This is a genomic window from Bacillus sp. IT-79MI2, assembly GCF_949768135.1.
GTDB lineage: Bacteria > Bacillota > Bacilli > Bacillales > Bacillaceae_G > Bacillus_A > Bacillus_A pseudomycoides.
In genome coordinates, this window is sequence record NZ_CATKPV010000095.1 from 173,533 (window position 1) to 199,541 (window position 26,009).

21 protein-coding genes and 1 other annotated feature are annotated in these 26,009 nt (G+C 38.0%); of the genes, 18 read left to right on the forward strand and 3 right to left on the reverse strand.

Going from position 1 to position 26,009, the window contains the following annotated elements:
• The first annotated feature begins 256 nt into the window (after positions 1-256).
• The 5 genes from tig to ysxC all read left to right on the forward strand — a co-directional run bounded on the left by tig (position 257) and on the right by ysxC (position 8,132).
• On the forward strand, positions 257-1,540 hold the full coding sequence (gene tig / locus ACM6HU_RS23880; protein ID WP_016116502.1) for a trigger factor: 1,284 nt from the start codon (positions 257-259) through the stop codon (positions 1,538-1,540).
• 269 nt (positions 1,541-1,809) lie between these two features.
• Positions 1,810-3,069: an ATP-dependent protease ATP-binding subunit ClpX gene (gene clpX / locus ACM6HU_RS23885; protein ID WP_016116501.1), complete on the forward strand. Its 1,260-nt coding sequence runs from the start codon at positions 1,810-1,812 to the stop codon at positions 3,067-3,069.
• 106 nt (positions 3,070-3,175) lie between these two features.
• Positions 3,176-4,846 (forward strand): ATP-dependent protease LonB, encoded by a 1,671-nt coding sequence (gene lonB, locus ACM6HU_RS23890; RefSeq protein ID WP_016132077.1) that lies wholly within the window; start codon positions 3,176-3,178, stop codon positions 4,844-4,846.
• A 362-nt stretch (positions 4,847-5,208) separates the two neighbouring features.
• The gene (gene lon, locus ACM6HU_RS23895) at positions 5,209-7,539 is read left to right on the forward strand and encodes an endopeptidase La (RefSeq protein ID WP_016116499.1); all 2,331 of its coding nucleotides are present in this window, start codon (positions 5,209-5,211) and stop codon (positions 7,537-7,539) included.
• Positions 7,536-8,132 (forward strand): ribosome biogenesis GTP-binding protein YsxC, encoded by a 597-nt coding sequence (ysxC, locus tag ACM6HU_RS23900; protein WP_016116498.1) that lies wholly within the window; start codon positions 7,536-7,538, stop codon positions 8,130-8,132. Before lon ends, ysxC begins: the two co-directional genes overlap by 4 nt.
• A gap of 174 nt (positions 8,133-8,306) precedes the next feature.
• On the opposite strand, the gene ACM6HU_RS23905 is transcribed toward ysxC, so the two are convergent.
• Positions 8,307-8,723 (reverse strand): organic hydroperoxide resistance protein, encoded by a 417-nt coding sequence (locus ACM6HU_RS23905; protein WP_016132075.1) that lies wholly within the window; start codon positions 8,721-8,723, stop codon positions 8,307-8,309.
• A 2-nt stretch (positions 8,724-8,725) separates the two neighbouring features.
• On the reverse strand, positions 8,726-9,178 hold the full coding sequence (locus tag ACM6HU_RS23910) for a MarR family winged helix-turn-helix transcriptional regulator (protein ID WP_016116496.1): 453 nt from the start codon (positions 9,176-9,178) through the stop codon (positions 8,726-8,728).
• Between the two features lie 623 nt (positions 9,179-9,801).
• On the opposite strand from ACM6HU_RS23910, the gene hemA reads away from it, so the two are divergent.
• The 8 genes from hemA (at position 9,802) to ysxE (ending at position 18,323) form a co-directional block, all read left to right on the forward strand.
• Positions 9,802-11,139 (forward strand): glutamyl-tRNA reductase, encoded by a 1,338-nt coding sequence (hemA, locus tag ACM6HU_RS23915; RefSeq protein ID WP_016116495.1) that lies wholly within the window; start codon positions 9,802-9,804, stop codon positions 11,137-11,139.
• A gap of 16 nt (positions 11,140-11,155) precedes the next feature.
• The gene (locus ACM6HU_RS23920) at positions 11,156-11,989 is read left to right on the forward strand and encodes a cytochrome c biogenesis protein (RefSeq protein WP_016132074.1); all 834 of its coding nucleotides are present in this window, start codon (positions 11,156-11,158) and stop codon (positions 11,987-11,989) included.
• Between the two features lie 15 nt (positions 11,990-12,004).
• Complete coding sequence (gene hemC / locus ACM6HU_RS23925; protein WP_003200809.1) at positions 12,005-12,934, forward strand: hydroxymethylbilane synthase; 930 nt, start codon at positions 12,005-12,007, stop codon at positions 12,932-12,934.
• A gap of 2 nt (positions 12,935-12,936) precedes the next feature.
• A complete protein-coding gene (hemD, locus tag ACM6HU_RS23930) occupies positions 12,937-13,695 on the forward strand; it encodes a uroporphyrinogen-III synthase (RefSeq protein ID WP_016116493.1) in 759 nt (252 codons plus the stop codon).
• Between the two features lie 31 nt (positions 13,696-13,726).
• Entirely contained in the window at positions 13,727-14,716 is a 990-nt protein-coding gene (gene hemB / locus ACM6HU_RS23935) for a porphobilinogen synthase (protein ID WP_016116492.1), read from the forward strand.
• Positions 14,716-16,005 (forward strand): glutamate-1-semialdehyde 2,1-aminomutase, encoded by a 1,290-nt coding sequence (gene hemL / locus ACM6HU_RS23940; protein ID WP_016116491.1) that lies wholly within the window; start codon positions 14,716-14,718, stop codon positions 16,003-16,005. The genes hemB and hemL overlap by 1 nt, the downstream gene beginning before the upstream one ends.
• A 182-nt stretch (positions 16,006-16,187) precedes the next feature.
• The gene (spoVID, locus tag ACM6HU_RS23945) at positions 16,188-17,219 is read left to right on the forward strand and encodes a stage VI sporulation protein D (RefSeq protein ID WP_098116748.1); all 1,032 of its coding nucleotides are present in this window, start codon (positions 16,188-16,190) and stop codon (positions 17,217-17,219) included.
• A gap of 78 nt (positions 17,220-17,297) precedes the next feature.
• Positions 17,298-18,323, forward strand: a complete 1,026-nt coding sequence (gene ysxE / locus ACM6HU_RS23950) for a spore coat protein YsxE (RefSeq protein WP_016116489.1) — start codon at positions 17,298-17,300, stop codon at positions 18,321-18,323.
• Between the two features lie 27 nt (positions 18,324-18,350).
• On the opposite strand, the gene ACM6HU_RS23955 is transcribed toward ysxE, so the two are convergent.
• A complete protein-coding gene (locus ACM6HU_RS23955; protein WP_018764391.1) occupies positions 18,351-18,545 on the reverse strand; it encodes a hypothetical protein in 195 nt (64 codons plus the stop codon).
• Positions 18,546-18,823: 278 nt separating this feature from the next.
• Positions 18,824-19,055: a binding site (T-box leader), on the forward strand.
• A gap of 37 nt (positions 19,056-19,092) precedes the next feature.
• Here ACM6HU_RS23955 and ACM6HU_RS23960 point away from each other — a divergent pair.
• The 5 genes from ACM6HU_RS23960 (at position 19,093) to radC (ending at position 25,936) form a co-directional block, all read left to right on the forward strand.
• Positions 19,093-21,738, forward strand: a complete 2,646-nt coding sequence (locus ACM6HU_RS23960) for a valine--tRNA ligase (protein ID WP_016116488.1) — start codon at positions 19,093-19,095, stop codon at positions 21,736-21,738.
• 115 nt (positions 21,739-21,853) lie between these two features.
• Positions 21,854-23,155, forward strand: a complete 1,302-nt coding sequence (locus tag ACM6HU_RS23965; RefSeq protein ID WP_016116487.1) for a bifunctional folylpolyglutamate synthase/dihydrofolate synthase — start codon at positions 21,854-21,856, stop codon at positions 23,153-23,155.
• Positions 23,156-23,477: 322 nt separating this feature from the next.
• Positions 23,478-24,437 carry a hypothetical protein gene (locus ACM6HU_RS23970; RefSeq protein WP_016116486.1) on the forward strand — a complete coding sequence of 320 codons (960 nt, stop codon included), beginning with the start codon at positions 23,478-23,480 and terminating at the stop codon, positions 24,435-24,437.
• Between the two features lie 198 nt (positions 24,438-24,635).
• On the forward strand, positions 24,636-25,211 hold the full coding sequence (locus tag ACM6HU_RS23975; protein WP_016116485.1) for a Maf family protein: 576 nt from the start codon (positions 24,636-24,638) through the stop codon (positions 25,209-25,211).
• 47 nt (positions 25,212-25,258) lie between these two features.
• On the forward strand, positions 25,259-25,936 hold the full coding sequence (radC, locus tag ACM6HU_RS23980) for a RadC family protein (RefSeq protein WP_003200830.1): 678 nt from the start codon (positions 25,259-25,261) through the stop codon (positions 25,934-25,936).
• Positions 25,937-26,009: the final 73 nt, after the last annotated feature.

The window sequence follows — 26,009 nt, forward strand, 5'->3', positions numbered from 1 at the left end:
TGCCTGCTTGTAAGAGGAGAGAAGTATAATTCTCTTACTTAATATGTTTCATATTATTCTCGAACAAAATATACCGTGTTTGTCTTATAGACAAATAATAGATTGAGAATCGCGTGTCTTAAGGCTTATTGCTAGAAGATTAGAAAGCTTAAATAAATTGGCTCTCATGCTTTTGTTGTTTCTAAAAAAGAAATAATGAAAATCTCAATCTGTAGAGGTATGTGCATACATTATTATAGTTGGAGGGAAAGAATAAATGGCTGCAAAATGGGAAAAATTAGAAGGTAACGTTGGCGTTTTAACAATCGAAGTTGATGCTAAAGAAGTAAACAACTCTATCGACGCTGCGTTCAAAAAAGTAGTAAAAACAATTAACGTACCTGGTTTCCGTAAAGGAAAAATGCCTCGTCCGTTATTCGAACAACGCTTTGGTGTTGAATCTTTATACCAAGATGCTTTAGATATTATCTTACCAAAAGCATACGGTGAAGCAATCGATGAAACTGGTATCTTCCCAGTTGCTCATCCTGAAATCGACATCGAGAAGTTCGAAAAAAATGAAAACTTAATCTTCACTGCAAAAGTTACTGTAAAACCTGAAGTTAAATTAGGTGAATACAAAGGACTAGCAGTAGAAAAAGTTGAAACAACTGTAACTGACGAAGATGTAGAGAACGAATTACAATCTTTACAAGAGCGTCAAGCTGAACTAGTTGTTAAAGAAGAAGGTACTGCTGAAAATGGCGATACAGCTGTAATCGACTTTGAAGGTTTCGTTGATGGCGAAGCATTCGAAGGCGGAAAAGGCGAGAACTACTCTCTAGCAATCGGTTCTGGTACATTCATCCCAGGTTTTGAAGAGCATTTAATTGGTCTAAAAGCTGGCGAGTCAAAAGACGTTGAAGTATCATTCCCGGAAGAGTACCATGCAGAAGAACTTGCTGGTAAACCAGCAACATTTAAAGTAACAGTTCATGAAATTAAAGCAAAAGAACTTCCAGCTTTAGATGACGAGTTCGCTAAAGATGCAGACGAAGAAGTTGCAACTCTTGAAGAGTTAAAAGCAAAACTTCGTACAAACTTAGAAGAAGGCAAAAAGCACGAAGCTGAGCACAAAGTTCGTGACGAAGTAGTAGAAAAAGCTGCTGCTAACGCTGAAATCGAACTTCCAGAAGCTATGATCGAAACTGAGTTAGATCGTATGATTCGTGAATTCGAACAACGCTTAAGCCAACAAGGTATGAACCTTGAGCTTTACTACCAATTCACAGGTACTGACGCTGACAAGCTAAAAGAACAAATGAAAGAAGATGCACAAAAACGTGTAAGAATCAACCTTGTTCTTGAAGCGATCATTGAAGCTGAAAACATCGAAGTTACTGAAGAAGAAGTAACTGCAGAAGTTGAAAAAATGGCTGCAATGTACAATATGCCAGTTGACGCTATCACACAAGCTCTTGGAAGCTTAGATGCTTTATCTGAAGACATTAAAGTTCGTAAAGCTGTAGACTTCTTAGTAGACAACAGCAAAGCTGCATAATAAAATAACAAGGCGCGATTTTGGATCGTGCCTTGTTTTATAAATATAGATATAAATATATTTATAAATTTTTTCGATGAAGAAGGAAATGAACCTTCTAAAGTCGAATATACATATTTCAAAAGTTTTAAAATTTTTTTATTTGTACATAACTGGTCATATTATTTGTATTTCTCGCCACGTAGTGACATAATATGTATTTACATACGATACATTTATCGTGTACATACGAAGGCAAGATATTAGCACTTTGTAAGGGGTGTGAAAATATGTTTAAATTTAATGATGAAAAAGGGCAATTAAAATGTTCTTTCTGTGGTAAAACACAAACGCAAGTCCGAAAGCTTGTTGCTGGTCCTGGTGTTTACATTTGTGATGAGTGCATTGAGCTTTGTACAGAGATTGTGCAAGAGGAGCTTGCGAAGGACGAAGAAGTAGAATTCAAAGATGTACCGAAACCGGTAGAAATTCGTGAAATCTTAGATGAGTATGTAATCGGACAAGATAATGCGAAGAAAGCATTAGCGGTAGCGGTATATAATCATTACAAACGCATCAATTCTAACAGCAAAATTGATGATGTAGAATTGGCGAAAAGTAATATCGCACTTATCGGGCCAACAGGTAGTGGTAAAACATTATTGGCACAAACATTAGCGCGTATTTTAAATGTTCCATTTGCAATCGCGGACGCAACATCTTTAACAGAAGCTGGATATGTAGGGGAAGATGTAGAAAACATCTTACTAAAACTTATTCAAGCAGCTGATTACGATGTAGAGAAAGCTGAAAAAGGAATCATTTATATTGATGAGATTGATAAAGTGGCGCGTAAGTCAGAAAATCCATCAATTACACGTGATGTATCTGGTGAGGGTGTACAGCAGGCCCTTCTGAAAATTTTAGAGGGTACTGTAGCAAGCGTTCCGCCTCAAGGTGGTCGTAAACATCCGCATCAAGAGTTTATTCAAATTGATACAACGAACATCTTATTCATTTGTGGTGGTGCGTTTGATGGCATTGAGCCAATTATTAAACGTCGCCTTGGTGAAAAAGTAATTGGATTTGGTTCAGAGAAGAAAAATGCTGATGTGAATGAAAAGCATGTTTTATCTCACGTATTACCAGAAGACCTTTTACGATTTGGTTTAATTCCAGAGTTTATTGGTCGTCTTCCAGTTATTGCGAATCTAGAACCACTTGATGAAGATGCTCTTGTTGATATTTTAACAAAACCGAAAAATGCGCTTGTAAAACAGTTCCAAAAATTATTGGAGCTTGACGATGTTGAGCTGGAATTTGAAGAAGGAGCACTGATTGAAATTGCGAAAAAAGCAATTGAACGTAAAACAGGTGCTCGTGGACTTCGCTCTATTATTGAAGGCTTAATGCTAGATGTAATGTTTGAGCTTCCATCTCGTAAAGATATCGAGAAGTGTATTCTTTCAAAAGAAACAGTAGCGGACAATGCACCGCCAAAATTGGTGTTACAAGACGGTACTGTACTTGATACAAAAACATCTGCATAGTGTAAAAAAGAAACAGCAATTTTTATAATTGCTGTTTCTTATTATGTTTAGCACTATTCCTCCCAGGAAATACTAAATGGTAAAACATAGCGGGAGGAAATGAATTATGAGCTGGACAAACATATTCTTACTTGTTCAACTTGTTTTCGGTGTAATTGTCGGATTGTATTTTTGGCATTTGCTCCGAAACCAGCGAACACAAAAAGTTTCAATTGATCGAGAATCGAAAAAAGAATTAGAACAACTTCGCAAAATGCGCGAGATTTCTTTAACAGAACCACTTGCCGAAAAGGTACGTCCTGCATCTTTTTTAGATATTGTTGGTCAAGAGGACGGAATTAGATCATTAAAGGCAGCGCTTTGTGGACCGAACCCGCAGCATGTCATTATATATGGACCTCCTGGGGTAGGGAAAACAGCGGCGGCACGTCTTGTGTTAGAAGAAGCGAAGAAAAATCAAAAATCACCATTTCGTATGAATGCAACATTTATTGAACTAGATGCAACAACTGCCCGCTTTGATGAGCGCGGCATTGCTGATCCTTTAATTGGCTCGGTACATGATCCGATTTATCAAGGTGCAGGTGCAATGGGGCAAGCAGGAATTCCACAACCGAAAAAAGGTGCTGTAACAGATGCACATGGTGGCATTTTATTTATTGATGAAATTGGTGAATTGCATCCAATCCAGATGAATAAAATGTTAAAAGTATTAGAAGATCGCAAAGTATTTTTAGAAAGTGCATACTACAGTGAAGAAAATTCAATGATTCCAACATACATACATGATATTTTTCAAAAAGGCTTACCAGCAGATTTCCGCTTAGTCGGAGCGACAACTCGTTCTCCAGATGAAATTCCTCCTGCTATTCGTTCTCGTTGTTTAGAAGTTTTCTTCCGTGAACTTGATACAGAAGAAATTCAAAAAGTAGCGAAGAATGCAGCTGAAAAAGTGAAAATGGAGATAGGAAAACAAGGTGTTGAAATGATCGGCATGTATGCAAGAAATGGAAGAGAAGCCATTAATCTTGTGCAAATTTCTGCAGGAATGGCGATTAATGAGGGACGTTCTTTTATTAAAGATGAGGATATTGAATGGGTTGTACATTCTAGTCAGCTGACTCCAAAATATGAAAAGCGTATTTATCCAATTCCGAAGATCGGTCTTGTAAACGGTCTTGCAGTATATGGACCGAATACAGGGGCGCTATTAGAAATTGAAGTAATGGCAATTCCAGCTGCGGAAAAAGGTACGATAAATGTTACAGGAATTGTGGAAGAAGAGAGTATTGGTAGTCAAACAAAATCGATTCGCCGTAAAAGTATGGCAAAAGGATCCGTTGATAATGTATTAACCGTGCTCCGCTCCCTAGACTTGTTACCAGAAGGATATGATATACATATTAATTTCCCAGGTGGTATTCCAATTGATGGTCCTTCAGCAGGCATTGCAATGGCAACAGGGGTATATTCAGCGCTTCACCAAGTGTATGTGAATAACGAAATAGCGATGACCGGAGAAATAAGCATTCATGGAGAAGTAAAACCAGTAGGCGGCGTATATGCAAAAGTAAAAGCAGCAAAAAAGGCAGGAGCGAAAAAGGTTATTATTCCTGCTGAAAACATGCAGCCATTTTTATATACGATAAAGGGTATCGAGATTATTCCTGTTCGAAAATTAAAAGAAGTTTTTGCCTTAACATTCGTTCAGGAAAAATTGCATCGTGAAATTGATGTGCACCGCGAGCTAGATGAAGGCGATGTACAATCGATGTAAATTAAATCGGGTTCTAAGAAGTGATTTCCTTTTAGGTAAATGGGAAATAGAACATGTAATATTTTCCAGACTTCGTTTAAGTTTGTATGCTTAAGCGAGGTCCCTTTTTCTTTTATCCCGCTATTCGTGGGCAATAGGCCCCTACTTCAAAGCTAAGAGAGAAGAGGAGAAAATAGGTAGGGCAACTTACCTGTAAAAGCCCGATTGGTGATGGTTAACTAAGGCCCCTACGGCTGGAAGTTTCACTTTATAGAGAAAGAAAAAGTAGGAGATTTGCAATTGTAAGGAATCTCTGCAATTGCATCCAAGTGTATTGTAATATAAAATAGTTGAACAGGAGTTTAATTTATTATGGAGGTGCTATGTCTAGTATGAATACGAACGAAAGAATTGTGCCCCTCCTACCATTAAGAGGCGTTCTCGTATATCCAACGATGGTTCTGCATCTTGATGTAGGACGTGATAAATCAATACAAGCACTAGAGCAGGCAGCAATGGATGAAAATATCATCTTTTTAGCGATGCAAAAAGAAATGAATATCGATGATCCAAAAGAAGATGACATATATAGTGTGGGTACAGTAGCGAAAGTAAAGCAGATGTTAAAACTGCCGAACGGCACGCTTCGTGTCCTTGTAGAAGGTTTACATAGAGCAGAAATTGTAGAATTTATTGAAGAAGAAAATGCAATACAGGTTTCTATTCAAACAGTAACAGAGGAAGAAGAAGGCGATTTAGAAGAAAAGGCTCTAATGCGCACGTTACTTGAACATTTCGAGCAATATATTAAAGTTTCGAAAAAGGTATCGAATGAAACGTTTGCGACAGTAGTAGATGTTGAAGAACCTGGCCGCCTAGCTGATTTAATTTCTTCTCATCTACCAATTAAAACAAAACAAAAGCAAGAAATTTTAGAGATTAGATCAGCGAAAGAAAGATTACATACGCTCATTTCTATTATTCAAGATGAACAGGAACTACTTAGTTTAGAAAAGAAAATTGGACAAAAGGTGAAACGTTCAATGGAACGTACACAAAAAGAATATTTCTTGCGTGAACAAATGAAGGCGATTCAAACAGAACTTGGTGATAAAGAAGGTAAAGGCGGCGAAGTAGAGAAACTTCGCGAAAAAATCGAAGAGGCTGGAATGCCAGAAGAAACGAAGAAAGCTGCCCTAAAAGAATTAGATCGTTATGAAAAGTTGCCAGTAAGTTCTGCAGAGAGTGGTGTCATTCGCAATTATCTGGATTGGTTATTAGCACTTCCGTGGACAGAAGCGACAGAGGATATGATCGATTTAGCACATTCTGAAACAATTTTAAATAGAGATCATTATGGTCTTGAGAAAGTGAAAGAACGTGTACTGGAATATTTAGCTGTACAAAAGCTAACAAATTCTTTAAAAGGACCAATTCTTTGTCTAGTAGGCCCTCCGGGTGTTGGGAAAACATCTTTAGCTCGTTCGATTGCCACATCGTTAAATCGTAATTTTGTCCGTGTTTCCCTTGGTGGTGTTCGTGATGAATCTGAAATTCGTGGTCACCGTCGTACATATGTGGGAGCAATGCCAGGGCGTATTATTCAAGGGATGAAGAAGGCAAAAACAATCAACCCAGTCTTTTTATTAGATGAGATTGATAAGATGTCCAATGATTTCCGTGGCGATCCGTCTGCTGCATTATTAGAAGTATTAGACCCGGAGCAAAACCATAATTTTAGCGATCATTATATTGAAGAGCCGTACGACCTATCAAAAGTAATGTTTGTTGCAACTGCAAATACGCTTGCAAGCATTCCAGGTCCACTCCTTGATCGTATGGAAATTATTTCGATTGCTGGTTATACAGAGATTGAAAAGGTACATATTGCTCGTGAACATTTATTGCCGAAGCAATTAAAAGAACATGGCTTGCGAAAAGGGAATTTACAAATTCGTGATGAAGCCCTGCTTGAAATTATTCGCTACTATACGCGTGAGGCTGGTGTTCGAACGTTAGAACGTCAAATTGCAAAGATTTGTCGTAAAGCAGCAAAGATCATTGTTACAGAAGAGCGTAAACGTATTATTGTAACGGAAAAAAATATTACAGACCTACTTGGTAAACACATATTCCGTTATGGGCAAGCTGAAACGAAAGATCAAGTTGGAATGGCAACTGGTTTAGCGTATACAGCTGCTGGTGGTGATACACTCGCAATTGAAGTATCTGTATCACCAGGAAAAGGAAAATTAATTTTAACAGGGAAACTTGGAGATGTTATGAAAGAATCCGCACAAGCTGCATTTAGTTATATTCGCTCTCGTGCAGAAGAACTTCATATCAATTCAGATTTCCATGAAAAGAATGACATCCATATTCATGTTCCAGAAGGAGCAGTGCCAAAGGATGGTCCATCAGCTGGTATTACGATGGCAACGGCGCTTATTTCCGCATTGACAGGTGTACCTGTTAGTAAAGAAGTAGGGATGACAGGTGAAATTACCCTTCGTGGTCGTGTATTACCAATCGGTGGTTTAAAAGAAAAAACATTAAGTGCTCATCGCGCAGGCTTAACAAAAATTATTTTGCCGGCCGAAAATGAAAAAGATTTAGATGATATTCCAGAAAGCGTAAAAGAAAACCTTACGTTTGTGCTTGTGTCTCATTTAGACGAAGTATTGGAGCACGCATTAGTAGGAGTGAAACAATGAAAGTAACAAAAGCAGATATTGTCATTAGTGCTGTTAAACCAGAACAGTATCCAGATGGTGACTTACCAGAAATTGCATTAGCAGGTCGTTCTAATGTTGGGAAGTCTTCTTTTATTAATAAAATTTTAAATCGTAAAAAGTTAGTTCGTATTTCTTCTAAACCAGGAAAAACGCAGACACTCAACTTTTTCTTAATTAATGAAATGATGCATTTTGTCGATGTTCCAGGTTATGGATATGCGAAAGTATCGAAAACAGAGCGAGCGGCATGGGGCAGAATGATTGAAACCTATTTTACAACGCGTGAGCAATTAGATGCGGCTGTATTAGTAGTGGATCTACGTCACTCGCCGACAAACGATGATGTTATGATGTATGATTTCTTAAAGCATTATGAAATTCCAACAATCATCATTGCAACAAAAGCCGATAAAATTCCGAAAGGGAAATGGCAAAAGCATTTGAAGGTTGTGAAGGAAACGCTTGATATTGAACAAGGTGATGAAGTTGTTCTATTTTCATCGGAAACAGGGCTTGGAAAAGAAGAAGCGTGGAAAGCCATTCATAAGTTTACAAAAACAAAAAACGTGTGACGATTCGTCGCACGTTTTTTTGTTTACTTATAGTACGGGTTCAAAAAGGAGGATAAAGAGAGCCGAGTAGTTCGAGGCGCGGAAGCCACGAGGATACGGACTATATGAGTACCGGAGTGGCGACGTAATGAAGAAATGCGAAAGCTATCTTTACCGGACTTTTTGAACATCTGCTTATAGTACGTTTAATGTAACTTCAATATTTCCTCTAGTCGCTTTTGAATATGGACATACGCCATGTGCAGCTTCTATAAGCTCTTGTGCTTCAGCATGAGAAACGCCAGCTACACGTACATCAAGTGCAGCAGATAATCCAAAACCACCGTCCGTATCTTTTCCAATTGAAACATGAGCTGTCACTTCTGTACTTTCTACTTTTACACGTTTTGTACGAATAACAAGTTGTAATGCACTATCAAAGCATGCTGCATAACCAGCTGCAAATAATTGTTCTGGGTTCGTTGCTTCGCCGCCCATACCGCCTAATGCTTTTGGCATCTTGACATCAAGGTTTAGAATGCCGTCCTCTGAAACAACTTTCCCGTTTCTTCCACCTGTTGCAGTTACAGTTGCTGTGTATAATTTTTCCATTTTCATTCCCCTTTTCTATCATTAATTGGTTTCATGGTTTCAATTAATTTATTTAATTGAACCAATAATGATCGGTATTCTTGCTCTGTAATCCCTAAATTGGTAGCAATGGTTTTTGGCAATGAACATGCTTTTTCTTTTAAAGCGTGTCCTTGTTCTGTTAGTTCAATGCACACCTTGCGTTCATCTTCCTTAGAACGAACACGTTTAACTAATCCTAATGTTTCCATGCGTTTTAACATAGGGGTTAAAGTGCCAGAATCTAAAAATAGACGTTCACCAATTTCTTTTACAGTTAATCCATCTTGCTCCCAAAGTACTAATAATGTAATGTACTGTGGATACGTAATACCCATTTCTTCTAGATAGGGTCGATAAAAGCGTGTTACTTCCCTAGAGCAAGCATAAATAGAAAAGCAAAGCTGATTATCGAGATGCAAAGGATTATCTTTCATGAGCATCCCTCCTTTTAAATTGTGCACAATTAAATTTTGTGAAATAAATATAGCGAAAAAGAAATGAGATGTCAAATACATTGCAACGAAAAAATTTTGAGAAATGTGTCACATGAAAGAAGTTGTTACATTTTGGAACAATCATACATATTTTTCTGTATGATGAAAGAAGATAGAGAAAGAGAGTATTTCAATTCGTATGGAATAGTTTCCATCACTTGATTCTGATAGATTTTTTTGGTAACGTACAAATAGAATTATTATTTTATAATGATTATAAAGTAAGGTGTATATACATTTTGATTTTCTAACATATAAGTCGCTGTTATGAAGAACAAAAGGTGACATGTACTCATTTTCTCTCTTTGTTTTCACTTGGCATGGGGCAGGAAGAGGGTCTGACCACTTCTATGCGTGGCTGGATGCTCTTCCACCTAAAGATTAGGTTTTATGTCGTTTTTCAATTTGTATTTATATAGTCAGATGAGTAATGTATTTCCTGCTAGGTGTGAAAAGCAGAAAAAATAATTTGTTGATGTTCACACGATTGTCAGATTCATAACAGGAAAGTTGTATTATGATAGTAGATAAGGTGATAAAACGGTTGAAGGGGGACATGCTGCGTGCATATTCTTGTTGTTGGTGTAAATTATCGAACAGCCCCTGTAGAATTTCGTGAGAAACTAACATTTCAGGCAGCGGAGTTAGAGCAGGCAATGACAACGTTACAAAATCAAAAAAGCGTGTTAGAAAATGTCATTGTATCAACGTGTAACCGCACAGAAATCTATGCTGTCGTTGATCAATTACACACGGGACGATATTACATTAAGAAATTTTTAGCTGATTGGTTTCAGCTTGGTATAGAAGAGGTTTCACCATATTTGTCTATTTTTGAACAAGATGGTGCCGTGGAACATTTATTCCGTGTAACGTGCGGATTAGATTCTATGGTAGTGGGTGAAACACAAATCTTAGGACAAATTCGAAATAGCTTCTTAGAGGCGCAAAAAGTGAAAGCAACAGGGACAATTTTTAATGAATTGTTCAAACAAGTCATTACGTTAGCAAAGCGTGCGCATTCAGAAACAACAATTGGTGAAAGTGCCATGTCTGTTAGTTATGCTGCTGTTGAACTTGGAAAGAAAATTTTCGGTGATTTAACAGACTGTCATGTTTTGATTCTTGGCGCTGGAAAGATGGGTGAACTTGCCCTGCAAAACTTATATGGAAGCGGAGCTCGTAAAGTGACCGTTATGAACCGTACGTTTACGAAAGCGGAAACAATGGCCGAGAAATATATGGGGCATGCAAAACCGTTAAGTGAATTACAGTGTGCGCTTTTAGAAGCGGATATTTTAATTAGTTCAACTGGTGCTTCAGATTACGTGATTACGAAAGAAATGATGACAAGAGTGGAGCGTATACGTTGTGGTCGTCCATTATTTATGGTAGATATTGCAGTACCGCGTGATATTGATCCGACAATCGATGAGCTAGAAGGTTCTTTCTTGTACGATATTGATGATTTACAAGGTGTAGTAGAAGCCAATCGTGCTGAACGTTTGAAAGAGGCGGAAAAAATTCAGCTTATGATCGAAGAGGAAATCGTTATATTTAAAGCTTGGTTAAATACGCTTGGCGTTGTTCCTTTAATATCAGCTTTACGTGATAAAGCATTAGCGATTCAAAGTGATACGATGCAAAGTCTTGAACGAAAAATTCCAACGCTTAGTGATCGTGAAAGAAAAGTGATTAGTAAGCATACGAAAAGTATTATCAATCAACTGCTAAAGGATCCAATTTTAGTAGCGAAAGAGTTAGCGGCCGAAGAGGGAGCTACGGAAAAGCTCGCTTTATTTGCGAAAATTTTTGATTTAGAAGCGCAAGAAGCGGCCATGGAACATATTGAAGAACCAGAGCATAAACGAGTGTGGACAGCATCCGTTCCATCTTTATAACTGGAAGGATGATCGGATGGGTTTTTTAAATAATAGTATTATTTATCATATCGCAATTATTTTATATGCTTGTAGCATTAGTTTATATTTTATAGATTATTTCCAAAGTAACCGAAAGGCGAATCGAATTGCTTTTTGGTTACTTGCGATTGTATGGGTATTACAGTCTATTTTTATGTTACTTCGAGCTACGGAATCAGAGACGAATCCGATTTTGACATTATTGTCAGGGATTTATTTTTATGTGTGGCTATTAATTACAATGTCACTCGTAATCAATCGATTTATGCGCATTGACTTTTTAGTCTTTTTTACAAATGTCATTGCTTTTGGCGTAAGCGCTTTTTCTATTTTCACTCCGCTCGGAAAAATGTCGCCTGTACTCGCACATCAATTAGTTTCAGAGCTTGTATACGTGCATGTAGGAATGGCGATTATTTCCTATGCGACGTTTACAGTATCGTTTATTTTTTCCATTATGTACTTGTTGCAATATCGATTATTAAAACAAAAAAAATGGAATGCAAGATTAAGAAGGTTAGGAAACTTACCGAAGCTTGAGTCGATGTCATATGGATTAAATTTATTTTCTGTTCCGTTTTTCCTATTAGCTATTTTGCTTGGATGTATATGGGGATATACAAAACTAGATAATTTCCATTGGTATGACACGAAAGTAATCGGGTCTTTTGTTGTTTTGATTGTCTATTGCATGGGTCTATATTTACGAGGGTCAGATATATTGCAAGGTAAGAAAATTATAAACTGGAACATTGGAGCCTTTCTCGTTATGTTAATCAATATTTTTCTATTAAGCAGTTTATCCAACTTCCACTTTTGGTATTTATAATGAGGAGAGAACATTATGCGCAAAATTATTGTAGGTTCAAGAAAGAGTAAGCTAGCATTAACGCAAACAAATTGGTTTATTGATCAATTAAAAGCGCTTGGTTTACCATATGAATTTGAAGTGAAAGAAATTGTTACAAAAGGTGATGTTATTTTAGATGTGACGCTTTCTAAAGTAGGTGGGAAAGGCTTGTTTGTAAAAGAAATTGAACACGCACTACTTATGAAAGAAATCGATATGGCTGTACATAGTATGAAGGATATGCCAGCTGTACTTCCAGATGGATTAACAATTGGGTGTATACCAAAACGTGTCGATCCGCGTGATGCGTTCATCTCAAAAAACGGGGAATCATTTGAGGACTTAGCAGAAGGTGCAATTCTTGGTACGAGTAGTTTACGACGTAGTGCGCAGTTACTCGCTGCTAGACCAGATTTACAAGTGAAGTGGATTCGTGGAAATATTGATACGAGATTACGTAAATTAAAAGAAGAAGATTATGATGCAATCATTTTAGCAACGGCTGGATTGCAGAGAATGGGCTGGGATGATGATGTAATTACAGAACACTTAGATGAAACATTATGTGTACCAGCTGTAGGACAAGGTGCCTTAGCGATTGAATGTCGTGAGGATGATGCAGATCTATTGCAATTATTATCACATATGAATGATGCTGTAACAGAACGAACAGTAGCGGCTGAACGAGTATTCCTTCATAAACTTGAAGGTGGTTGCCAAGTACCGATTGCTGGTTATGCAACGCTTCAGAAGAATGATGAAATTGAATTAACAGCTCTTGTCGGTTCTATGGATGGTTCAGTCTTGTTAAAAGAAATTGTCACAGGTGTGAATCCAGAGCAAGTTGGCTTAGAGGCAGCGGATCGTTTAATTAAGCAAGGAGCAAAAGAGCTCATTCTTGCTGCGAATAAGGAGCAACATTAATCATGGATGCTCTTGCTGGCAAAACAGTACTGATTACGCGTGCCCAGCATCAAGCAAAACAAATGAGTGCAGCGGTGAAAAAGCAGGGCGGAATTCCATTGGAAATTCCGCTTTTGCATATAGAAGGTGTATCCCAGCAGGAATTTCAAGGTATATCTCAGCAGCTTCACACATATGACTGGGTTATTTTTACGAGTAAAAATGGTGTGAGTTTTTTTTTAGATGGTTTGTGTCAGGGAATACCCCCTACTGTTCGCATTGCTGCAGTAGGGGTGAAAACAGGGCAAGAATTAGAAAAGCGAGGTTATGAGGTTCATTTTGTCCCAAAGACTTTTGTCGCGGAAGCTTTCGTTTTAGAATTTGTAAGAGAGTTAAACGGGACAGAACGCATTTTATTTCCTAAAGGGAATTTAGCTAGAGATATTATTCCAAATAAACTCCGTAATCTTGATGTGTTTTTAGAAGAATTTGTTGTGTATGAAACGAAAACAAATCATGAGAAGCAGTCAGACCTTATCGCAGCTCTAGAGTCAGGTAAGGTAGATGTTGTTACATTTACGAGTCCCTCTACCGTTACAAGCTTTGTGAAATTACTTGAGGGCACAAACTGGAGAGAATGGACAAAAAAATGTACAATTGCTTGTATAGGACCGATAACAGAGCAAGAGGCAAGGCGTTATTTTGCCGATGTAATCGTTCCAAAAGAATATACAGTAGAAGCGTTAATACAGTGCATTTCAAAATATAATCAAAATGCATAGTCTAAATAAAAAGAATGGGAGATAGAAATCTATGAATTCTTTACAATTTAATCGTCATCGTCGTTTAAGACAAAGCGAAAATATGCGTGCGCTTGTACGTGAAACATTTTTACATACAGAAGATTTTATTTATCCTATTTTTGTATTAGAAGGAGAGAATGTTCGTAACGAAGTTCCTTCTATGCCGGATGTATATCAAATTTCTTTAGATCTTCTGCAAGCTGAAATGCAAGAAGTGGTAGATTTAGGTATTCGTTCTGTTATCGTATTTGGTTTGCCTGCTGAAAAAGATGAAGTTGGATCTTCTGCATTTTGTGAACACGGCATTGTACAACGTGCGATCAAACAAATTAAAGAACAGTTTCCAGAGTTAGTAGTAGTGGCGGATACATGTTTATGCCAATATACAAGCCATGGGCATTGCGGGGTTATTGAGGATGGAATCATTTTAAATGATGAATCACTTGAAGTTCTTGCAAAAACAGCAGTGAGCCAAGCAAAAGCAGGAGCAGATATTATCGCACCATCTAACATGATGGATGGATTTGTAACGGCGATTCGCCATGCGTTAGATGAGAACGGTTTTGCACACGTACCGGTTATGTCATACGCTGTGAAATACTCGTCTGCATTTTACGGTCCATTCCGCGATGCTGCGCACGGTGCACCGCAATTTGGTGATCGTAAAACGTATCAAATGGATCCAGCAAACCGTATGGAAGCATTCCGTGAGGCTGAATCAGATGTAATGGAAGGAGCGGATTTCTTAATTGTAAAACCGGCCCTTTCTTACTTAGATATCATTCGCGATGTGAAAAACAATTTCAATTTACCAATCGTAGCTTATAATGTGAGCGGAGAATACTCAATGATTAAAGCGGCAGCGCAAAATGGTTGGATTAATGAAAAAGAGATTGTACTTGAGAAACTATTAAGCATGAAACGTGCAGGAGCAGATTTAATTATTACGTATCATGCGAAAGACGCAGCACGATGGTTACAAGAAGGAGGGATACAATAATGAAAAAGTTTGATAAATCGATTGAAGCATTTGAAACAGCGCAAGATTTAATGCCTGGCGGCGTAAATAGTCCAGTTCGTGCATTTAAGTCCGTTGGTATGAATCCGCTTTTTATGGAGCGCGGAAAAGGCTCTAAAGTGTATGATATTGACGGGAACGAATATATCGACTACGTATTATCATGGGGACCGCTTATTCACGGACATGCAAATGAACGTGTTGTGGAATCATTAAAAGCTGTTGCTGAAAAAGGAACGAGCTTTGGTGCGCCAACAGAGATTGAAAATAAATTAGCGCAGCTTGTAATTGAGCGTGTGCCATCGATTGAAATTGTACGTATGGTAAATTCAGGAACAGAAGCGACGATGAGTGCCCTTCGTCTAGCGCGTGGTTATACAGGTCGTAATAAAATTTTGAAATTTATTGGTTGTTACCATGGTCATGGTGATTCGCTATTAATTAAAGCAGGTTCAGGTGTTGCGACGCTTGGTTTACCAGATAGCCCAGGTGTACCTGAAGGTGTAGCGAAAAATACGATTACAGTAGCGTATAACGATTTGGAGAGCGTAAAATATGCGTTCGAGCAATTCGGTGACGATATTGCTTGTGTTATCGTAGAGCCAGTGGCAGGAAATATGGGAGTAGTTCCACCACAACAAGGATTTTTAGAAGGACTTCGTGAAGTGACAGAGCAAAGTGGTGCATTGCTTATTTTTGATGAAGTGATGACAGGATTCCGCGTTGCTTACAACTGTGGACAAGGTTATTACGGTGTAACACCTGATTTAACTTGTTTAGGAAAAGTAATCGGTGGCGGCCTACCAGTAGGAGCATACGGTGGTAAAGCGGAAATTATGCGCCAAGTTGCACCGAGCGGACCGATTTACCAAGCAGGTACATTATCTGGTAATCCTTTAGCAATGACTGCAGGTTATGAAACATTAGTACAATTAACGCCAGAGTGTTATCAAGAGTTTGAGCGTAAAGCTGAAATGTTAGAAAATGGCCTGCGTAAAGCTGCTGAAAAATACGGTATTCCGCATCATATAAACCGCGCAGGTTCAATGATTGGTATATTCTTCACGAATGAACCAGTTATTAACTACGATGCAGCAAAAACGTCTAACTTAGAGTTTTTCGCAGCTTACTATCGTGAAATGGTAGAGCAAGGTGTATTCTTACCACCTTCTCAATTTGAAGGATTATTCTTATCAACAGCACATAGTGATGCAGATATTGAAGCGACAATTGCAGCGGCAGAAATTGCGATGTCGAAATTAAAAGCGTAAATAAAAAGGTTGCCGGGGATCGTCCTGGCAACCTTTTTTATTAATGACTAGAGATCATGTCGCATATTGTCGGAACGCCGATATATTTTAAAAAGCGTCGATATATGAAAAATGAATAGGAAGATCACATGTGCAGTTTGATTTTTTACTCATAAAATGATTCCCAGACACATAAACCTGTAATGACATACAGTTTGGGAGGGGGAAAAGAAGTGGCAACAGATCATTCATTACGTTTTTCATTAAAAGAATCGGTTTGGTTCCAAAAAGGACAGGAAGTCGAAGAACTTTTGTCAATTTCGTTAGATCCAGACGTTGAGATAGAAGAGCTTGAATGCGAAGTAATTGTGAGAGGTCAATTGGATTTAACGGGAGAATATGTTGCAAGACAAGATGATTCTGCTTTTTCATTACGAGATTTATCTCCGGCGAAGTCCATTGATTATGTAGAAACGCGAGAAGATGGTGTAAACGAACTTGTACACTCTTTTCCGTTAGAAATTTCGATTCCACGAAACCGAGTGAAACAAGTTGAAGAATTGTATGTTTCCATTGAGGAATTTGATTATGAATTAAAGGAAAATGGTTGTTTACAGCTATTAGCGGATATATCGATATCTGGATTATGTGAGGATGAGAGAATACAGAATGAAGTGCAAGAGGAAGAGATAGAGAATGTGGAAGTTGATAGAACCGAGGAAATAAAAGCGGTGGATGAGGATACATTGCCGGTAGAAGTGGAAGAAGTAACAGTTCATACAGAATCAAACGGATGGGAAGATTATGCATTTGAGCCTTTCCAATTAGAGGAACGCAAAGAACAAGAATTAGAAGAAGAGGTAGAAGATCTAGAAGAACATAAAGAGGAAGAACGAGAAGAGGAAGCAAAAGAAACTACACCACAGTTTGAATTCTTTGGCCGGAAGGATTTTCAGAAAAAGAAGGAAAAGGAATTACAGGAAGAAGCAGAAACGGCATACTCACAACGGGATGAAAATGCATTATATTTAACAAAATTGTTTACGAAAGAGCCGGAAGAAGAATTTACGAAATTACGTATGTATTTTGTGCAAGAAGGGGATACAATTGAATCGGTTGCAGATCGATATGAAACGTCTGTCCAGCATTTACATCGTGTGAATCAAACAGATGATGTGTATTTAACTGCAGGGCAAATTATATATATACCTGTGTCAAAAGCGAAGACAAAGTGAGTGGAGAATTTTCTCCACTCATCTCTTTTCTTTTACTATAGTTTATCTTACGTTTTTGAATGAGAAAGGATCATTCGTATGGATATAGAATTGCGAGATCGTTATGCGCCGATCGTACAGCGGTATCAATTGGATGCCCACCATATGGAAGAGCACGGGAGTGTAATAAAAATTTATACGAATCAAGGTCCATATGCATTGAAAAAATTACCATCCCATCGATTGAAGCGAAATAATTTAATGTATCATGTTCAATTTTTACGTGAAAAGGGATTTACACATTGTGTACCGATTTACCATGCGATAGATGGAAATCATATTTTGAGTGACGAAACATATAGTTATTATTTAATGCCTTGGCTTGAGCGAGCAGAAGGGAACGGAGAGGACAATGATCAATATCATAAAATGTTTCAGACGCTAGCGCTGCTTCATCAAAGGACGGTAAAAGAAGAAACGTATACTGAAGAAGCGTTAGAGGAGCATTATACAAATGTCTCTGATCGTTGGGAGAAAGATGGAGAATTCTTAGAGCAATTCCTCGTAGAGTCTGAGGCGAAATGGTATATGTCGCCGTTTGAATTGCAGTATTGTACGTATTTTCATCATGTGATGAGGGCACGTGAATTTGCAACGAAACAGCTTTCGGAGTGGCATGAAACGATGAAAGAAAAAGAAAAAACACGAGTTTCTTTTATCCATGGCAATGTATCGATGAATCATTTTTTATTCGATTACGAACGGAACGGTTATTTTATTAGTTTAGAAAGATCTCAATTTGCAACACCAGTTCAAGATCTTGTTCGCTTTTATTCCCGCTCATTGAACACATATCCAATTGCGAGAAGCGATCGCTTTGAATGGTATCAGGTGTATCAAAAGAATTTTCCGTTTACGAAAGAAGAACAACTCCTTATGTTTGCGTATCTAACATATCCGTCCCCATTTATTCGACAAATCCAATCTTATACAAGCAAACAGCAGGGCCGTAGTGAAAAGCAAGAACTTCAAGGTGTGAAAATGTTACAACAAGCGCATTGGCTTGTAAGTAATATAGAATATTTTATTTCACAATTACAAGCAGCGCAGCAAGGGAATGAGTAACAGCCGTAGTCTCAAGTGTCCTTGAGGCTACGGCTGAAAATGCAAGCGAATCGTTGCTACAACAAAGATGATAAGGATGATGAAGTCTAAGAAAGTTGGAAGTAGTAATGTACGAATCCCTTGGAAAATCGTAAGGGGAATTGCAAAATCAGCAAACATCGTTTGTAAATTTCTAACCCATGAAGGGGCCGAGAAATTGTAGGTGCGTCGGTATCGTCGCATAATCATTCCTCCGTATAGAAAGGCTATTGCTGCACATGAACCTTAAAAGATGAAAGGGTAATATTACAGTATGCGGGGTAAGTACCTAAGGTGCTTGTGCTGCATACTTTCATTTTCCGTGTATATATTACAGAAAAATTAGTTAAGCTGATTGGTAATTGTATGTTGTTTTTATCAAAATAGAATTTATTAATTGTAGAAACTTGCTGAAAAATATTTTTATCTTGACGAATATGGTTTCGTTTTTTACACTATTGTATATAATAAATAACAATTATATAAATGCGTTGAAGGGGAAGAGTATAACATTAAACGTCTGCAGAGAGGAGAATTATTAGCTGTGAGATTCTCTAGATAGTCATGTTAGAAGGTAGCTCTGGAGCATCTTTTCTGAACGGAGTCATTCTCATTAGGAAAAGACGGATTTGTCCGTTATCAAATTAAGAGTATAAGCAAATTTTGAATTTGTTTGTAAATAAAGGTGGTACCACGATGTCCCTCGTCCTTTTTGGATGAGGGGCATTTTTTATTTTAAGGAGGGAAAATAATGTCAAATACGGAAAAGAATTTACCGACTAAATATGATCATATGTCCGTTGAAGAAGGTCTTTATAAATGGTGGCTAGACGGCAAATATTTCGAAGCAAAAGGAGATGCGGAAAAGCAGCCGTATACAATTGTAATCCCGCCTCCAAACGTAACAGGTAAACTGCACTTAGGGCACGCCTGGGATACGACGCTTCAAGATATTTTAACGCGTACAAAGCGTATGCAAGGTTACGATGTATTATGGCTTCCAGGAATGGACCATGCTGGTATCGCAACGCAGGCAAAAGTAGAAGGAAAACTTCGTGAAGAAGGTATTTCACGTTACGATCTTGGCCGTGAGAAATTCCTTGAGAAAGCATGGGAATGGAAAGAAGAATATGCTTCTCACATTCGTCAGCAATGGGGAAAAGTTGGTTTAGGATTAGATTACTCTCGTGAGCGCTTTACATTAGACGAAGGTTTATCTGATGCGGTTAATAAAGTATTCGTTCAATTATACGAAAAAGGTTTAATTTACCGCGGTGAATATATCATTAACTGGGATCCAGCAACACGCACAGCTCTTTCTGATATTGAAGTAATTCATAAAGAGATTCAAGGTGCATTCTACCATATGAACTACCCATTAACAGATGGATCTGGTCACATTCGACTTGCGACAACTCGTCCAGAAACAATGCTTGGCGATACAGCAGTAGCAGTTCATCCAGAAGATGATCGTTACAAGCATTTAATCGGAAAAACAGTTACACTTCCAATCGTAGGCCGTGAAATTCCGATTATTGCTGATGAGTACGTAGAAAAGGATTTCGGAACAGGCGTTGTGAAAATTACACCAGCTCACGATCCGAATGACTTTGAAGTAGGTAACCGTCATGACTTACCTCGTATTTTAGTAATGAACGAAGATGGAACGATGAACGAAAAAGCTGGTAAGTATAACGGTATGGATCGTTTCGAATGCCGTAAAGAGTTAGTAAAAGACTTACAAGATACTGGCGTATTAGTAGAAATCGAGCCTCATATGCATTCGGTAGGACATAGTGAGCGTAGCGGTGCAGTTGTTGAGCCTTACTTATCAACACAATGGTTCGTAAAAATGGGACCACTTGCAGAAAAGGCAGTAGAACTTCAACAAAAAGAAGAAGAAAAAGTAACGTTCGTACCAGAACGTTTCGAGAACACATACTTACGCTGGATGGAAAACATTCACGACTGGTGTATTTCTCGTCAATTATGGTGGGGACACCGCATTCCAGCTTGGTATCATAAAGAAACTGGTGAAGTATACGTAGGTACGGAAGCACCAGCAGATATTGAAAACTGGAATCAAGATAACGACGTACTTGATACATGGTTTAGCTCAGCGTTATGGCCATTCTCAACACTTGGTTGGCCGAATGAAGATGCAGAAGACTTCAAACGTTACTATTCAACAGATGCTCTAGTAACGGGTTATGATATCATCTTCTTCTGGGTATCTCGTATGATTTTCCAAGGTTTAGAGTTTACAGGAGAGCGCCCATTTAAAGACGTATTAATTCACGGTTTAGTTCGTGATGAGCAAGGACGTAAAATGAGTAAATCTCTTGGTAACGGTATTGACCCAATGGATGTTATTGATAAGTACGGTGCAGATGCAATGCGCTTCTTCTTATCAACAGGAAGTGCACCAGGACAAGATTTACGCTTCAGCATGGAGAAAGTAGAATCTACTTGGAACTTCATTAATAAAATTTGGAATGCATCTCGTTTCGTATTAATGAACATGGATGACATGAAATATGAAGATATCGATTTAACTGGCGAAAAATCAGTTGCAGATAAGTGGATTTTAACTCGCTTAAATGAAACAATTGAAAGTGTAACACGTAACATGGATAAATATGAGTTCGGTGAAGCTGGCCGTTCATTATACAACTTCATTTGGGATGATTTCTGTGATTGGTATATTGAAATGGCGAAACTTCCATTATACGGTGAAGATGAAGTGGCTAAGAAAACAACTCGTTCAATTCTAGCATACGTACTAGACCAAACGATGCGTCTACTACACCCATTCATGCCATTCGTAACAGAGAAGATTTGGCAACACTTACCGCATGAAGGTGAATCTATTACAGTAGCAGCATGGCCGGCAGCTCGCGAAGATTTACAAGATAAAGAAGCGGCAGCAGAAATGCACCTTCTAGTTGATATCATTCGCTCTGTTCGAAACATTCGTGCTGAAGTAAATACGCCAATGAGCAAAAAAGTTCAAATGCAAATTAAAGCAAAAGACGAAGCAGTACTAGCACAGCTTATGAAAAACAGCTCTTACATTGAGCGTTTCTGTAATCCAAGTGAATTAACAATTAAGACTGATTTACAAGCGCCAGAAAAAGCGATGACTGCAATCGTATCAGGTGCAGAGTTATTCTTACCGTTAGCTGATCTTATCAATCTTGATGAAGAGAAAGCGCGTCTTGAAAAAGAACTTGAGAAGTTCGATAAAGAAGTAGAACGTGTACAGAAGAAACTTGCAAACCAAGGTTTCGTAGCAAAAGCTCCAGCGGCAGTTATTGAAGGAGAGCGTGCAAAAGAGCAAGATTATCTAGAAAAACGCGAAGCAGTTCGTCAACGTCTAGCTGATCTTCAAAAATAAAGTCATTCGAAAGAGACTCGCCATATTGGTGAGTCTCTTTTATTTGCGTATAATAGAGCTAGGATAATTCTTTGTTTTAGTTCTTTTTTATTGATTTGAAAGGGGAATGGCAAGCGTGGTACATACATACGAAGAAGCGATAGGTTGGATTCATAGCCGATTAAAGTTTGGAATTAAACCAGGATTAGAGAGAATGCAGTGGATGCTAGGGGAGCTTGGAAATCCTGAGCGTCACATAAAATGCGTTCATCTTGCAGGAACAAATGGAAAAGGTTCAACTTTAACATATATGCGTTATATGCTAGAGGCGGGAAAATATAAAGTTGGTACATTTACGTCTCCATACATTGAAACATTTAATGAGCGAATTAGTGTTAACGGTACACCGATTGCAGATAAAGAAATTACTGAGCTTGTAAATATGGTAAAACCGGTTGTTGAAAAATTAGATGAAACAGATTTAGGAGAAGCAACGGAGTTTGAAATTATTACAGTAATGGCAATCTGCTATTTTGGTAAAATAAACTTCTGTGACATCGTCTTGTTTGAAACAGGACTTGGTGGTCGTTTTGATTCTACAAATGTAGTTCATCCAGTTCTTACAATAATTACAAATATCGGCCATGATCATATGCATATTTTAGGGAATACATTAGCTAAAATTGCATATGAAAAAGCAGGAATTATTAAATCAGGAGTTCCTGTTATTACTGGTGTGCAGGATGAAGAAGCACTTGAGGTTATCAAAAAGGTTGCTCAGGAAAAGAATGCAAATCTTTATGAGTTTGGAAAGCAATTTACAGCTGTTCATCAGCGTTCCGATGAAGATGGAGAGCATTTTGATTTTTCTTGCCCGTTTGCTTCATTTGAGGAAGTTCAGATTTCGATGAAAGGAAGTCATCAAGTCGGAAATGCGGCATTGGCGTTGATGGGGATTATGTATCTTAAAACATACCTATCATTCTTAATGGAGGAAGAGCATATTGGCGTAGGATTAAGTGAAGCATATTGGATTGGCCGATTTGAACGACTGCAAAGCAATCCGGACGTAATTATAGATGGCGCTCATAATCCAGAAGGAATTGCAAGCCTTGTGAAAACAGTAAAGGCTCATTATAACGATAAAAACATCCTTGTTTTATTTACCGCTTTAGGTGATAAACAGCTAGACAATATGGTAGGGAAATTAGAAACAATTGCAGATGAAATGATTTTTACAACATTCACATTTGATCGTGCGATTTCTGCTGAGGAGCTTGCAGCCTACTCGCGTAAGGAAACAAAACAAGTTTTTGAGAATTGGAAAGAAGCTATTGATGCGAAAATGAACAACCTCCAAGAAAATGATGTTTTCATCATAACAGGCTCTCTTTACTTCATTTCAGAAGTTCGAAAATACATTCGTGAAAAAAACTAGGACAGCAACTTGCTGCCCTAGTTTTTTGTTCTACAAATGAAGTCAAATGCATACATATAAAGTGAAATTTCCATCAGTGAAGGTTTTTTTATTTCCCACTGATGGTTAGCCTTCACCAATCGGGCTTTTAGGGGCAGTTTATCCCCTAGCAACCTTCATAATTTTTATCCGCAATTTTGAGGTAGGGAATAGTACTGCCCATTAATGCGGGATAAGATAACTATATGGGAAAATTTGACGAATCCCTCCGACAGATATCTCGTTTTTTTGTGAAGTGAATATGATATGATGCGGACAATGATAAGAGGTGAGGTGTGAGGGTATGGACAAGCAATCACGAACAATCTCGGTTAAAGTAAACGGAACGGAAGCAAAGTATGAAGAAAAGCAGAAAGAAAAGGAAGAATTTGATTGGATGGTAGTTGATAGTGAAACGTCGCAAAATGTAGTGCCCTTTCAAAAAAACAAGTTACCATCTATCCGGCAGCACCGAAAAAAATGGAATAATGTGCTTGTTTTTACAGTTGCTACTGCGGTTATCATTGGCACAGTGTTAGGGATGGGAATGCTTCACTTGTTAACGGGACAAGGTACAGTTCGGGAAACTACGATAACAAGTGGAGAAAAGAATAATGGAGCAGAGCAAAAAGAAGTAACAGCTGGAGAGAAAAAAGAAGAAAAACAAAAGGTGGGGAATGCAGCTGCTTTAGAACCAATCACTTTATATTTCGTTCAGGGAGGTCTCTATTCTTCTGAAGAAAAAGGACAGGCAGCCACTCAGGAATGGAAAGACAATGGGGGCATAGCAGCGATTAAACCGACTGATGATAAATATTCACTTGTAGTTGGAATTGCTAGTGATGAAGAATCGCTAGATAAATTAATCGGACAATATAAGAAAGATGGCGTATCAGTTTTGAAAAAGAAATGGGAAATTACAGATCGGGCATTGCTGAAAAGCGATAAAGAGTCTGGTCCATTGTTAAGTAAGTTGCAACCCTTATACGTCCATTTTGTAAAATACTCGACTAGTATACAACCTGGAAGTAAAAGTAATTCAAAAGAAATAGAAGCGATTGAAAAGGAATGGAGGGCAATTGAAAAAGAGGGGAAATCAATTAAGCGTGAGGATGTAAAAAAAATATATACGTATGCATCAGTAGCTGTGCAAACAATAAAAGAGGGAAAGACTGATAAAGAAGCAGTAGCTAAATTGAATCAAGTTATCATGGATGGTTTGCTTTCTTATGAAAAAGTGGTTTCGCAAAAAGCAAAAGAGTAGGATAATGAAATAAGAGGGAAGAAGTATGCATACTTCTTTCTTTTCTTTTGAATTATATAGCTATAGAAATGTTTTCACCTTATAGTGAGAAAACATCATTTCTTAAAAAGAAAATGATGTTTTTGCAATTTGTAGGAAAGGTATTCGTTTGATACGATCAAGCTATATTTTTCTGCTTTATGTAAGAAAGGAGCATATATGAAAAAACTTATTTTAGCATCTGGGTCACCGCGCCGGAAGGAATTACTTGAACTAGCGGGTGTACCATTTGAAATTGTTGTGAGTGAAATAGAAGAAACAATCGGTGCGTATTCATCGCCCGCCGATATTGTGATGTCACTTGCTTTGCAAAAAGCGTCTGCTGTAGTAGAACATCACGAAGATAGTGTGGTATTAGGTGCAGATACAATTGTTACATATGAATCGCGTATTCTTGGAAAGCCTAAAGATGAAGCGGAAGCGAAAGAAATACTGCAGCTATTATCAGGAAAAACACATGAAGTATATACAGGCGTTGCGCTCATTTCAAAAGAAAAAACAGTAACTTTCTACGAACGTACAGAAGTTATGTTTTGGGAGTTAACAGAAGAAGAGATTGATGCGTATATTGCGACGAAAGAACCGCTTGATAAGGCTGGAAGTTACGGTATTCAAGGAAAAGGTTCTATCTTTGTTCAACATATTCAAGGAGATTACTACAGTGTAGTGGGATTACCAATTGCACGACTTGTTCGTGAATTAAAACAGTTCGATAATGATGCATCCCATGCGTAAAATTGCATGGGGTTTTCTTTGCGGAAAATTGAAAAAGGAGTGAAAATATGAACGGTATTCGTGATGTTTTGAAAGAAGAACAACCACGGGAGCGTTTATTAGTAGAAGGAGCAAGCAGTTTATCGAATCGGGAACTTCTCGCAGTGCTACTTAGAACTGGTTCTAAAGAAGAATCAGTTCTAACATTAGCGGATCAAATTTTATATCATTTTGACGGATTACGAATGTTAAAAGATGCTACAATAGAAGAGATGACGAGTATTCATGGTGTAGGAATAGCAAAGGCCTCTCAGTTAATCGCTGCTTTTGAACTAGGGAGAAGGATGGTGCGTTTAGAGTACCAAAATCGATATAGTATTCGGAGTCCAGAAGATTGCGCTAGTTATATGATGGAAGAGATGCGCTTTTTACAACAAGAGCACTTTGTCTGTTTATACTTGAATACGAAAAATCAAGTTATGCATCGGCAGACTGTGTTTATTGGGAGTTTAAATGCCTCAATTGTGCATCCTCGCGAGGTTTTCAAAGAAGCTTTTCGTCGCGCAGCAGCCTCTATTATATGTCTGCATAACCACCCTTCAGGAGATCCTACGCCGAGTCGGGAAGATATTGAAGTGACAAAACGATTGGTAGAATGTGGAAGGATCATTGGGATTGAAGTCCTTGATCACATTATTATAGGCGACCATAAATTCGTGAGTTTAAAAGAAAAAGGTCATATTTAAGACTATTCTTTTTACTTATTTTGTTTTATAATGTGATTTATGAGTTTTTTGTAGGCATTCGCTTACAATAAAA

Bases quoted from the DNA above. Each gene is read 5' to 3' on its own strand.
- tig (WP_016116502.1), top strand. From the start codon at position 257: ATGGCTGCAAAATGGGAAAAATTAGAAGGTAACGTTGGCGTTTTAACA.
- clpX (WP_016116501.1), top strand. From the start codon at position 1,810: ATGTTTAAATTTAATGATGAAAAAGGGCAATTAAAATGTTCTTTCTGT.
- lonB (WP_016132077.1), top strand. From the start codon at position 3,176: ATGAGCTGGACAAACATATTCTTACTTGTTCAACTTGTTTTCGGTGTA.
- lon (WP_016116499.1), top strand. From the start codon at position 5,209: ATGTCTAGTATGAATACGAACGAAAGAATTGTGCCCCTCCTACCATTA.
- ysxC (WP_016116498.1), top strand. From the start codon at position 7,536: ATGAAAGTAACAAAAGCAGATATTGTCATTAGTGCTGTTAAACCAGAA.
- ACM6HU_RS23905 (WP_016132075.1), bottom strand. From the start codon at position 8,723: ATGGAAAAATTATACACAGCAACTGTAACTGCAACAGGTGGAAGAAAC.
- ACM6HU_RS23910 (WP_016116496.1), bottom strand. From the start codon at position 9,178: ATGAAAGATAATCCTTTGCATCTCGATAATCAGCTTTGCTTTTCTATT.
- ACM6HU_RS23920 (WP_016132074.1), top strand. From the start codon at position 11,156: ATGGGTTTTTTAAATAATAGTATTATTTATCATATCGCAATTATTTTA.
- hemC (WP_003200809.1), top strand. From the start codon at position 12,005: ATGCGCAAAATTATTGTAGGTTCAAGAAAGAGTAAGCTAGCATTAACG.
- hemD (WP_016116493.1), top strand. From the start codon at position 12,937: ATGGATGCTCTTGCTGGCAAAACAGTACTGATTACGCGTGCCCAGCAT.
- hemB (WP_016116492.1), top strand. From the start codon at position 13,727: ATGAATTCTTTACAATTTAATCGTCATCGTCGTTTAAGACAAAGCGAA.
- hemL (WP_016116491.1), top strand. From the start codon at position 14,716: ATGAAAAAGTTTGATAAATCGATTGAAGCATTTGAAACAGCGCAAGAT.
- spoVID (WP_098116748.1), top strand. From the start codon at position 16,188: ATGACATACAGTTTGGGAGGGGGAAAAGAAGTGGCAACAGATCATTCA.
- ysxE (WP_016116489.1), top strand. From the start codon at position 17,298: ATGGATATAGAATTGCGAGATCGTTATGCGCCGATCGTACAGCGGTAT.
- ACM6HU_RS23955 (WP_018764391.1), bottom strand. From the start codon at position 18,545: ATGCGACGATACCGACGCACCTACAATTTCTCGGCCCCTTCATGGGTT.
- ACM6HU_RS23960 (WP_016116488.1), top strand. From the start codon at position 19,093: ATGTCAAATACGGAAAAGAATTTACCGACTAAATATGATCATATGTCC.
- ACM6HU_RS23970 (WP_016116486.1), top strand. From the start codon at position 23,478: ATGGACAAGCAATCACGAACAATCTCGGTTAAAGTAAACGGAACGGAA.
- ACM6HU_RS23975 (WP_016116485.1), top strand. From the start codon at position 24,636: ATGAAAAAACTTATTTTAGCATCTGGGTCACCGCGCCGGAAGGAATTA.
- radC (WP_003200830.1), top strand. From the start codon at position 25,259: ATGAACGGTATTCGTGATGTTTTGAAAGAAGAACAACCACGGGAGCGT.